Origin of the sequence: Novosphingobium sp., from assembly GCF_041915465.1 — a bacterium.
Classification (GTDB): domain Bacteria; phylum Pseudomonadota; class Alphaproteobacteria; order Sphingomonadales; family Sphingomonadaceae; genus Novosphingobium.
On sequence record NZ_JAYSBK010000095.1, the window covers coordinates 1 to 11,389 of the forward strand.

Here is an 11,389-nt window from a genome sequence, read left to right on the forward strand (position 1 = left end):
CGACCGTATCGGGCGCGCCGCATACCGGCTCGCTGTCGCGGCGCATGATGCTGATCGCGGCGGGCTGGATTTTCGTCCTGCTGCTGCTTGGCGGCGTCGCGCTCGACCGGACGCTGACCAGCCTGGTTACACGCAATTTCGACGAACAACTCGGCTATATGCTGACCGCGATGGTGGGTTCGGCCGAAGTCGGGCCGGACGGCGAGGTATTCTTCAATCGCCCGCTCGGCGATCAGCGGTTCCTTGAGCCGAACTCGGGCCTCTACTGGCAGATCAGCGGCAAGGGGCACGAGGATTTCCCCTCGCGTTCGCTGTGGGACCGCAGCCTTGCCGTGCACGGCGACCATTTCGACACCAAGCCCCACACCTATGACAGCACCCAGTTCGAAGGCGAGCCGCTGCGGGTGATGGAGCGCTCGATCATCCTGCCCGGCAGCGACACCAAGTGGTGGTTCACCGTCGCGCAGAGCCGGGTCGAGCTCGACAAGCAGATCCGCAAGATCCGCTCGATCCTGATCTGGTCGTTCGTGGTGCTGGGCCTCGGCCTGTTCCTGATGGCCGGGCTGCAGACCTGGTACGGCCTTGGCCCACTGCGCGGCGTGCGGCGGGCAATCCAGAAGATGCGATCGACCGGGGCCAACCGCGTTACCGATCCGCTGCCGCTTGAGGTGCAACCGCTGGTCGAGGAGCTCAATGCGCTGCTCGCCCATTCGGAAAAGCAGGCCGAGGAAGCGCGCACTCATGCCGGCAATCTGGCCCATGCGCTCAAGACCCCGCTGACCGTGGTGATGAACGCGGCCACGGCCCATGCGCCGGATCTGCCCGAAACCGTGATCCGCGAGGCGGCGGTGATGCGCCGCCAGGTCGATCACCACCTCGCCCGGGCCCGCGCGGTCGGGCGGCGCGGGGCGGGGCAGGCCCGCGCGACCGTCGGTGACAGTGTCGAGGCGGTGCTGCGCGCCGTCACGCGGCTTTACGAGCAGACCCGCTTTGACCTTGATGGCAACCGCGATGCCCAGGTCGCGATCGAGCGGCAGGACCTGGACGAGATCCTTGGCAACCTGATCGAGAACGCGGCCAAGTACGGCGGCGGGTCGGTCTTCGTCACGATCGACGCCGTGGCCGATCCGCACTGGTGCGAAATTTGGGTCGAAGACGATGGCATGGGCATACCCGAGGCGGAACGCACCCGCATTTTCGATCGCGGCGCGCGGCTGGATACGGGCAAGCCGGGGACCGGGCTGGGGCTGGCGATCGTGCGCGATGTTGCGGAAATTTACGGCGGCGATGTAACACTGGACGAAAGCGAAGACCTGGGCGGGCTGCTGGTCAAGCTGCGGCTGCCACGAGTCCAGGCGAATGGGTGAAGGGACACAGACTATGACGATCGGACGTTCGCTGTTTTCGCTGGCGGTGCTCGCTTCGCTTTCGGCCTGCAACATGGTGGTGTCGGACAAGCCGATGTTTGATGCTCCGTCGGGGCCGCAGCTCAGGGACGGCCTCTGGGCCAACCTCAACACGCCCGATTGTGCGGTCGGCGCCGATCAGCCGGTTGCCCAGTGGCCCGAATGCGCCAAGCCGATGCTGGTGCACGGCGGCGACTATTCCGGACCGCCTTCGGGAAGCAGCGAGCTTTCCGATGCGCAGCGGCTCGATCCGGCCAACTGGGAATCGATCCCGCACGTGCTGGTCGACGGCGATCCGCAGGTCGATCAGATCAGGCTCGTCGCCAAGCCCGATCAGGGTGATGGCGGCGATGGGCAGGGCGCGATCGCAGCGCCGCCGGCGGCCGGCCTTCGGCCCGACAAGGACGCCTACCTGTTCTTCGCGGTGCGCTCGGTAAAGCGCGATGCGGACGGGCGGATCGTTGAGACCCAGCGCTGGCCGGTGCTGTGCGGACCGATGCCGGAGAAACCCGGCCAGGGCAAGGACGGGATGCCGGTGCTGGTCACCAACAAGCCGTTCAAGGGGCTGGTCGTCGCCGATGGCGCCTGCACCGCCAGCAGCGTTGCCGCGCTGATGGAGGCGGCGAAGCAGAGCGAGGCCTTGGCCAAGCCCACGGGCTTCCCGATCATCACCAGCCGCTGGGTCCGTGACGGCGTAAACTAAACCGGCGGACCGGTCGCCCTTACTTCGCCTCTGCCGCCTGAACGTGGTGGCGGATCACTTCGTCGATGATGAAGCGGATGAACTTTTCGCCGAAGTCCGGGTCAAGCTGCGCGTCCTCGGCCAGCTTGCGCAGGCGGGCGATCTGGCGTTCCTCGCGCCCCGGGTCCGAGGCGGGCAGGGCCGTCTTCGCCTTGTATTCGCCCACCGCCTTTGTGATGCGGAAACGTTCGGCCAGCATGTGGATCAGGGCCGCATCGATGTTGTCGATCGAGGCGCGGTAGCCGGCGAGGACGGGGTCGGGTTGGGTCTGGGTCATTTGATCCGCTCGCTAGCACGGGAATTTGGGTATTTCCACGCTTGCCTTATCCGCGCGGCGGGAGCAATGCGCCCAGCACGATGAGCGCCGATGTAATCCCCCTGCGTCCCAAGCCCAGCCAGCCCTCGCTCGGCCCGATCATGGCGCTGACCGCCCAGGGCATGAACGCCGTAAACGCGGTGATCCTTGACCGGATGCAGAGCGAAATTCCGCTGATCCCCGCGCTCGCCGGCCACCTGATCGCGGGCGGCGGCAAGCGGATGCGCCCGATGCTGACCCTCGCGGGCGCGGCGCTGTGCGATTACCACGGCACCCGCCACCACAAACTCGCCGCCGCGGTGGAATTCATCCACACTGCCACGCTGCTCCACGACGACGTGGTCGACGGCAGCGAGATGCGCCGGGGCAAGGCCGCCGCCAACCTGATCTTCGGCAATCCGGCGACCGTGCTGGTCGGCGATTTCCTGTTCACCCGCAGCTTCGAGCTGATGGTGGAAGACGGCAGCCTGCGCGTGCTCAAGATCCTTTCGAACGCCAGCTCGGTGATCTCCGAGGGCGAGGTTGACCAGCTGACCGCCGCCCGCCAGGTCGAAACGACCGAGGAACGCTACCTCTCGATCATCGGCGCGAAGACCGCCGCGCTGTTCGCCGCCGCCACCCGGATCGCCGCCGTAGTTGCTGAAAAGGGCGAGGCGGAGGAACGCGCGCTTGACGATTACGGCCGCAACCTTGGCATTGCCTTCCAGCTGGTCGACGATGCCATGGACTACGATTCCGACGCCCACGAAATGGGCAAGGGCAAGGGCGACGACTTCCGCGAGGGCAAGATGACCCTGCCGGTGATCCTCGCCTATGCGCGCGGCAATGCCGAGGAACGCGAATTCTGGCGCACCGCGATCAGCGGGGAACGCACTTCGGATGAAGACCTGGCCCACGCCGTGCGCCTGATCAATGCCCACGACGCGGTAAACGCCACGCGCGAGCGCGCCTACCACTTCGCCCAGCGCGCCATCAACGCCATCGCCTGCTTCCCCCCCAGCGAAGCCCGCAGCGCCATGGCCGAAGCCGCCGAATTCGCGGTTTCCCGGCGGTTCTGAGCGGCCGAGCGCCGGAACTTCTCGAACTTCACCAAGTTCAGCAACTTCGCCCTGTTCGCGCATGACGAAAGTGTGATTTTTCGCCTATAATCAGCGTGTTGCCCTGCGCATTTTCTCGCGGGGCGCGAACGATTTTTCCAACCTGTTCAAAGAGCGGGGCGACAAGGCCCGGCGTGGATTTTGACAGGGCGGGGCGGTGTAGGAAAGTGGGGTGGCTTACTTTTGCGTTCCCGAGGTATGCGGGCGTACAGCTAAAACGTGGGGCGAATTAGTGCACTGTCATCAGGACTGTAATTGGTGTATTTAGCATAATTGTATCGCAATTTTGGATTAATATTCAGGGCGATCTGGAGGGGCAAATGTACAAATCCGTTTTTGTAGGGCTAGCGGCATGTATTTCCGTTGCGGCAATCGGCCAAAGCACAAATGAAGCAAGCCCAGACCAGCCAGTCGCTGCGCTTGAGAGTGGTACGGCATACTTAAGGACGGGAACCGAGGTGCCTCTGAAACTCGCTGAAGCGCTTTCGACGAAGCACAAGGCGCTCAAGGTTGGTCAGCGCTTTAGAATGGAAACCAGCGAAGCTGTCCTTGTTCAAGGTGTGGTAGTAATCCCTGCGGGTAGTCCTGCAGTTGGAGAAATTACTGAAGTTCGAAACAAAGGGATGTGGGGAAAGTCTGGTCATTTCACTGCTCAAGTTCGATATGTAACAGTAAATGGCCGTCAAATTCGGTTGAGCGGAACTTTCGACGAAAAGGGAACTGCGGGCGGGGTCGGTGCCACGGCTGTGTCGGCTATCGTATTTCTGCCAGCAGGCTTCTTCATGACCGGAACGAGCGCGCAGTTGCCAATTGGAGCACCAGTTAAGGGATTTGTGGATGAAGACGTGCCGCTAACCATCATGGCGGCTCCTCCGGCTCCTCTCGTGATTGGCGCTCCTCAGCCAAGCCAAGTTTCGCCGAATCCAGCACCGGCCAAAGAGGAGACGGCGCACTGATGGGTGTGTCGTCAACCTGTCGCGAGACTTCTCGTATTGCGGTGGCAGTGCACTAATTCAACCGCACTAGGCACCTGAGAGATTGGCATCCAGCGTGGAAGAGGGAGGTGGCAGACCTTCTGACGGATGCTTCGACAAGCTCAGCATGAACGGATGTTGGGCCGATCATGAGCGACAAACCAACAACGGCGGCAGCGACCATTGCCGCTACCGCCGCTTGTCCGTGCTCGCGCCCACCCCGCTGCGACTAGCCGCGCCTGCGGCTCGGCAAGTCTCGCGCCCCTCCCGCTTGCGGGAGGGGTTGGGGGTGGGTTCTTGGGCGAAGTTCGGGGCGAGCAATTCCGACGACAGCACGCCAAACCGCTCGCATAGCGCACCCGCAGCATCCGCACCTCAAGGCGCTTGCCCCACCGCCCCTTTCGCGCGAAAGGTGCCGCGAGAGAGGGCCGCCAAATGCCAGAAACCAAACGATCCATCCTGGCCCGTGCGGGCACGTTTTTGCGCTTTGTGCTGCAGCAGCGCGCGGCGCTGCCTGCACTTTCCGCCAGCCTTGCGCCGCCCGATCCGGGGGCGCCCTTGCAGCTTACCGGGGCCGAAACCGGCTGGACCGGGAGCGGCCACACGGTGCGTGCGGGCGAACGCTTCCGGGTGACGGCTTCGGGGCATCAGTGGCTGGCAAAGCCGCTGGGGCTGGCGATTGAGCCGCGCTCTACCGTCTATATGCGGATTGCGGGCGGGCCGGTGCGCAAGCTGCTGGCCGACGATGGCGTGTACGAAGCCTGGGCGGATGGCGAGGTGGAATTCCTGACCAAGGCGCTGGCCGAATTCGCCGATGAGCGCGGGGCGCTGCTGCCGGGCAAGCGTCCGGCGCAGGGGCCGGGGATCGGGATCAAGATTGCCGCCAGCGATGACCCGCCAACCGCGTCCGGCGCGCCCGAGGGGTGGCGCTATCTGTGGCGGCTTGGGGACGGGCAGATCTATACCGGCGATCCTGACGATATTTCTGTGTCGACCCACGGCGATGTGGGTATCCTCCAACGCGAACTGAACCTGCCGCTGGGCGAGGCGACGACACTGTCGTGGGATTGGCTGATCGAGGAGCTGCCCTCGGCGCTGCCCGAGGATCTGGCCTTCACGCACGATTACCTCTCGATTGCGGTCGAGTTCGAGAACGGGCGCGACCTCACCTATATGTGGAGCGCGGGGCTGGCAGAGGGTCACGTGTTCCGCTGTCCGCTGGGGTACTGGTGCGATTGGGAAACGCACTGGGTGCTGCGCAGCGGTGCGGGCGGGCTGGGCCACTGGTACAGCGAACGCCGCTGCATCGCCGCCGATTACCGCGCCGCGCTGGGCGGGCCGTTGCCGCAGCGCATTGTGCGTGTCTGGCTGATCGCCAACAGCGTGTTCCAGCGGCGGCACGGCAAGGCCCGGTTCCGGGGCGTGCGGGTGGCGGGCTAGGGGCCGCTCGGGCCCACCCCGCTGCGACTAGCCGTGCCTGCGGCCCGGCAAGTCTCGCTCCCCTCCCGCTTGCGGGAGGGGTTGGGGGTGGGCTCTTACTGGTGGCGGTAGACCGCGCGTTCGTGGCTGAAGGCCTTGAAGCCGAAGTAGCCGTGATAGCTGCCGATGCCGCTCTGGTTGACGCCGCCGAAGGGCAGGTTGTTTTCGAGATAGTGCGAGAACACGCCGTTCACCGTCACGCCGCCCGACGAGGTGCGGGCCAGCACCTGTTCGACCGTTTCCTCGTTGTTGCTGTAGACGTAGAGCGCCAGCGGCTTGTCGCGAGCCTCGATGTATCCCAGCACCTGGTCGAGGGTGTCATAGGTCATCACCGGCAGCACGGGGGCGAAGATCTCGTCCTGCAGGATCTTCATCTGCGGGGTGACGCCCGTCAGCATGGTGGGGTGGATGGTGAGGTCTTCGGCTTCGAGCACGCCGCCCACGGCCACGGTCGCGCCCTGGGCCACGGCATCGTCGAACATGGTCTTGACGCGGTTGAAGTTCGCTTCGTTGACGATCTGGGCGATGCCTTCCTTGCGGATCTTGCCGTCCTCTCCGTAGAGGTTCTTGGCGACGTTCTCGCGGAAGCCTTCGACCAGCTCGGCCTGCTTGTCTTGCCTAACGAAGACATAGTCGGGGCAGATGCAGGCCTGGCCGCCATTGAACTGCTTGGCATTGGCAAGGTCGGCGGCGATCTTGGCGATGTCGGCGCCTTCGTCGATGATGACGGGCGACTTGCCGCCCAGTTCCAGCGTGACGCTGGCAAGGTGCTTGGCGGCGGCGGCCATCACGATCTTGCCGACGCGGGTGGAGCCGGTGAAGAAGATGTGGCTGAAGGGCAGGTCGAGCAGGGCCGTTGCCACCGAAACGTCGCCTTCGAACAGCGCGACTTCGTTTTCGTCAAAGGCGGCGCGGATGATGCTGGCGGCAACGCGCGCGGTGGCGGGGCACAGGTCGGTCAGCTTGACCATGCAGCAGTTGCCCGCCGCCACGGCCGCCGCGACCGGGCCGAGGGTGAGGCCCAGCGGGAAGTTCCACGGCCCAAGGATCAGGCACACGCCGCGCGCTTCATAGATGATCTGCGCGCGGTCGTTCGGGTTCATCGAGGTGGCGACTTCGGTCGGCGTCATCCAGGCATCGAGGTTGTCGATGTTGCGCTGGATGTTGGCGGTGATGTTCAGCACCTCGGTGATGCGGATTTCCTGCTCGGGCTTGCGGGTGTCTTCCAGCACGGCGGCGACGATGGCATCGGCGTGTTCTTCCACCGCGGACTTGAGCTTCGCCAGCTTGGCCTTGCGCACTTCGGCGCTGGAGGCCTTCACGGCCCACTGGTTTTCCTGCTGGAGCGCGAAGATGCGGGCGATTTCGCCGGCCAGGTCGGCGCCGGTCTGGGTGGAAGTGGTCATGGGGGTCTCTCGCCTGGGGTTGTTTGTAACAGTTGTTATGGTGAGCTGGGCAAATGGCCCAAGACGCGCCGTGTCGCAAGGGCGGATTTGTCGCCGCGCCCCCATTGACCGGGCCGCTCCCACCCGCCAACATTGGGTTGCACAAAACAACGAATCTGTTTCGGGAGTACCCTTTCATGCAACGTCGCCGCCTTGGTAAATCAGCAATCGTCGTGTCCGATATCTGCATGGGCACCATGACCTTCGGCAGTCAGGCCGACGAGGCGACGGCGCTGCGCATTCTCGACCAGTGCTTTGAAGCCGGCATCGATTTCTACGACACGGCCGAAGGCTATCCCGTGCCGCCCGATCCCAAGTGGGTGGGCCGCACCGAGGAAATCGTCGGCAAGTGGCTCAAGACCAAGCCGCGCGATGCGATCATCCTCGCCACCAAGGTGTCTGGCCCCAGCCACGTCTGGTTCCGCAGCCCCAAGCGTGAAGGGATGACCGCGCTCGACCGGCGCAACATCATGGTCGCGGTGGAAGACAGCCTCAAGAAGCTCGGCACCGACTACATCGACCTTTACCAGACCCACTGGCCCGACCACGAGCTGCCCTATGACGAGACGATGGAAGTGCTCGACGAACTGGTGCGCGCGGGCAAGGTGCGGATCACCGGCTGCTCGAACGAAACCAGCTGGGGCCTGATGAAGTCGATCCAGACCGCCGAGCGGCTGGGCACGGTGCGGTACCAGACGATCCAGAACAATTTCAGCCTCAACAACCGCCGCTTCGAGGACGAGCTGGCGCAGGTCTGCCGGATGGAAGGGGTGAGCCTGATCCCCTATTCGCCGATTGGCGGGGGCGTGCTGGCCGGCAAGTACAACGGCGGCGCGCGGCCCGAAGGCGCGCGGTTCTCGCGCTATCTCGAGCTTGGCGGCCGTCAGGCGCAGATGGCGCACCGCTTCGTCAACGACAAGTCGCTCGCTTCGACCGAACGCTTCGCCGCCATCGCGGCCGAAGCGGGGATGAGCCCGGTGACCATGGCGGTCGCCTGGTCGAAGCAGCACGATTTCGTCGCCTCGACCATCGTCGGCGTGACCACCGAGGCGCAGCTGCCCGAAATCCTCGCCGCCGCCGACATGGTGCTGCCGGATGACGTGATGAAGGCAATTAACAAGGTCAGCCGCGAGATCATGTACCCGATGGGTTGATGCAGCCGCGCTTTGCCGTAACAGGCAAAGCGTGACTGACCTGCCGATCCATGCCGTAATGCCCGATCTGCTCGCCGCGCTGCGGGAGCGGACGGGCGCGGTTCTGATTGCGCCGCCGGGGGCGGGCAAGACGACTTCGGTGGCAACCGCGCTGCTCGATCAGCCGTGGTGCACGGGCAGCGTTATCCTGCTGTCCCCGCGCCGGGTCGCGGCGCGCGCTGCGGCAGAACGCATGGCCGAACTGCTGGGCGAGGCGCCCGGCGAGACGGTCGGCTATCTCACCCGGCTCGACAGCAAACGCAGCGCAAAGACGCGCGTGCTGGTGATGACCGAGGCGATCTTCGTCTCGACCATCCTGAACGATCCCGAGCTTTCCGGCGTTTCCGCCGTGCTGTTCGACGAAGCGCACGAACGCCATCTCGATTCCGATCTGGGCCTGGCCCTCGCCATCGAAAGCCAGCAAGTGCTGCGCGAGGATCTGCGGCTGGTGGTGATGTCCGCCACCATCGACGGCGCGCGGTTTGCAGCATTGCTGGGCGATGCGCCGGTGATCGAGAGCGCGGGCAAGGCCCATCCGCTCTCCATCCGCTGGCTTGGCGCGCGGCCCGATCTGCGCATTGAAGACGCGATGACCTCGGCGATTCTCACCGCTTGGCGCGAGGAGGCGGGCGACGTGCTGGCCTTCCTTCCCGGCGTGGGCGAGATCGAGCGGGTGCGCGAACGGCTGGCCGAAAAGCTGCCCTCGGCCTTGGTCCTGCCGCTCCACGGCCAGTGCGAGCCGAATGCCCAGCGCGCCGCGATCAAGCGCGATGCGCAAGGCCGCCGCCGGATCGTGCTGGCGACCGCGATTGCAGAAACCTCGCTCACGCTAGACGGGGTCTCGGTGGTGGTCGATGCAGGGCTGTCGCGCCGGGCGGAGTTTGACAAGGCGGCGGGCGTTACCCGGCTCGTCACCCACCGCGCCAGCCAGGCCGCCGCCGCCCAGCGCGCGGGCCGCGCGGCGCGGCAGGGGCCGGGCGTGGCCTACCGCCTGTGGGAAGAGGCCGCGCATCCGGGCCGCCCCGCGTTCGATCCGCCGGAAATGCTGACCTCCGATCTGGCGCCGCTGCTGCTCAGCCTAGCGCAATGGGGGGCGGGCGATCCGGCGGCGCTGCCGTGGCTCGATCCGCCGCCGCCCGCAGCATTGGGCGCAGCAAAGGCGATGCTGCAATCGCTTGGCGCGCTGGACGAGGCCGGGCGGATCACGCCGCACGGGCGCAATATGGCGCGGCTGCCAATGGCCCCGCGCGAGGCGCATATGCTCCTCTATGCTGCGCAGCACGGCGCAGCATCGCAGGGCGCGCGGCTGGCGCTGCTGCTGCAGGAGCGCGGCCTTGGCGGGCGCGGCGATGACCTTGCGCTGCGGCTGGATCGCTGGAATTCCGACCGCTCGCCGCGTGCGGAGGCCTCGCGCAAGCTCGCCGCGCGGTGGGAGAAGCTGGCGCGCGGGCAGGTCGATGCTGCGGGCGGCGATGCCCCGCCCATCGGCGTGCTGCTGGCCGAGGGCTTCCCCGACAATATCGCCCGTCGCCGCGATCCCTCGGGCGAAAACTGGCTGACCTCGGGGGGGCGGGGGCTGCGGCTCGATCCTGCCTCATCCCTGGCGCGGGCCGAATGGCTGGCCGTGGGTGAGGCCCAGGGCGATGCCAAGGGCGCGCGGATCACCGGTGCCATTGCACTGGAGGAAGCAGAAGTCACGCGCTGGCTGTCACACCGTATCGAACGCCGCACCGCGCTGCGCTGGATCGCGGGCGAGGGCCGGGTGGAGGCGCTGCTCGAAGCGCGGCTCGGCGCGGTCACGCTGACGCGCGGCCCCGATCCCGCCCCCGATGCGCAAGCGATCCGGGCCTTCCTGGTGGACAAGATTCGCGCCGAAGGATTGGGACTGGTCCCACTTTCGCGCGGTGCAGAGGCCCTGCTGCGCCGCGCCCGCTTTGCGGGAATCGCGGCGCTGTCGGAAACTGCGCTGCTGGCCGATCTCGAAGATTGGCTGGGCCCGCTGCTGACCCGGCGGCTCGACCAGCTCGATCCCGGCAAACTGCACGAGGCGCTGCGCGCGCGGCTGGACTATGCCGGGCAGCAGGCGCTCGAGCGGCTCGTTCCAGCCCAGTTCACCAGCCCGGCCGGGACGAGCCACGCGATCGACTATGACGATCCCGGCGGCCCCAGCGTGGAAGTGCGCGTGCAGGCGCTGTTCGGGCTGGAGCGCCACCCGACCTTCGGCCAGCCGCCGCATCCGCTGCTGCTCAAACTGACCGATCCGGGCGGCAAGCCGCTCCAGACCACGCGCGATCTGCCCGCGTTCTGGCGCGGATCGTGGCGCGATGTGGTCAAGGACATGAAGGGCCGCTACCCCAAGCACCGCTGGCCCGACGAGCCGTGGAACGAAGCGCCCAGCCTCAAGACCAAGAACGCGTTTGAGCGGCGTTGAATTTACCCACCCTCAGACCCTCCCGCAGGTGGGGATTCGCAGACGGCGCGCGGCGCCAGCGGAGCGAGACTTGCCTAGCCTTAGACGCGGCTAGTCGCAGCGGGGTGGGCCGGGCTGGCAGAAACAATACTTGGTCGATGGGCAGCTTTAGGAGCTGCGAAGCGAGCGGTTGAATGGCGGGAATGTCGAAGGATTTCGGGCGCATGAGCGTACGAAATCCTAACATGCAGGAACCCGCGGGCCGCACGCGATGAGCTATGGGGATTTGTGCTTTGGGCTGGTCTGGCTAGCGGTCTGCGCTGCCGG

Annotated in this window: 9 protein-coding genes; 7 read left to right on the forward strand and 2 right to left on the reverse strand. The window is 66.0% G+C overall.

Annotation, left to right across the window (positions count from 1 at the left end):
* Together ACE3SN_RS13695 and ACE3SN_RS13700 are read left to right on the forward strand one after the other, a co-directional pair.
* The coding region (locus ACE3SN_RS13695; protein ID WP_374530904.1) for a sensor histidine kinase at positions 1–1,367 on the forward strand (1,367 nt) is incomplete at its 5' end.
* A 13-nt stretch (positions 1,368–1,380) separates the two neighbouring features.
* Positions 1,381–2,109, forward strand: a complete 729-nt coding sequence (locus tag ACE3SN_RS13700) for a hypothetical protein (protein WP_374530906.1) — start codon at positions 1,381–1,383, stop codon at positions 2,107–2,109.
* Positions 2,110–2,128: 19 nt separating this feature from the next.
* On the opposite strand, the gene ACE3SN_RS13705 is transcribed toward ACE3SN_RS13700, so the two are convergent.
* Positions 2,129–2,425, reverse strand: coding sequence for a chorismate mutase (locus tag ACE3SN_RS13705; protein WP_374530908.1), 297 nt, complete (start codon positions 2,423–2,425; stop codon positions 2,129–2,131).
* A gap of 80 nt (positions 2,426–2,505) precedes the next feature.
* Here ACE3SN_RS13705 and ACE3SN_RS13710 point away from each other — a divergent pair, with 80 nt between their 5' ends.
* The 3 genes from ACE3SN_RS13710 (at position 2,506) to ACE3SN_RS13720 (ending at position 5,975) form a co-directional block, all read left to right on the forward strand.
* Positions 2,506–3,522 carry a polyprenyl synthetase family protein gene (locus tag ACE3SN_RS13710; protein WP_374530909.1) on the forward strand — a complete coding sequence of 339 codons (1,017 nt, stop codon included), beginning with the start codon at positions 2,506–2,508 and terminating at the stop codon, positions 3,520–3,522.
* Between the two features lie 359 nt (positions 3,523–3,881).
* Positions 3,882–4,517 (forward strand): hypothetical protein, encoded by a 636-nt coding sequence (locus ACE3SN_RS13715; RefSeq protein WP_374530911.1) that lies wholly within the window; start codon positions 3,882–3,884, stop codon positions 4,515–4,517.
* A gap of 453 nt (positions 4,518–4,970) precedes the next feature.
* Entirely contained in the window at positions 4,971–5,975 is a 1,005-nt protein-coding gene (locus ACE3SN_RS13720; RefSeq protein ID WP_374530913.1) for a DUF3047 domain-containing protein, read from the forward strand.
* A 95-nt stretch (positions 5,976–6,070) separates the two neighbouring features.
* Here the strand turns inward: ACE3SN_RS13720 and ACE3SN_RS13725 are convergent, their stop codons facing one another.
* Positions 6,071–7,525 (reverse strand): aldehyde dehydrogenase family protein, encoded by a 1,455-nt coding sequence (locus ACE3SN_RS13725; protein ID WP_374530915.1) that lies wholly within the window; start codon positions 7,523–7,525, stop codon positions 6,071–6,073.
* Between the two features lie 71 nt (positions 7,526–7,596).
* On the opposite strand from ACE3SN_RS13725, the gene ACE3SN_RS13730 reads away from it, so the two are divergent.
* On the forward strand, positions 7,597–8,613 hold the full coding sequence (locus ACE3SN_RS13730; protein ID WP_374530917.1) for an aldo/keto reductase: 1,017 nt from the start codon (positions 7,597–7,599) through the stop codon (positions 8,611–8,613).
* Positions 8,614–8,644: 31 nt separating this feature from the next.
* Positions 8,645–11,083, forward strand: a complete 2,439-nt coding sequence (hrpB, locus tag ACE3SN_RS13735) for an ATP-dependent helicase HrpB (RefSeq protein WP_374530919.1) — start codon at positions 8,645–8,647, stop codon at positions 11,081–11,083.
* Positions 11,084–11,389: the final 306 nt, after the last annotated feature.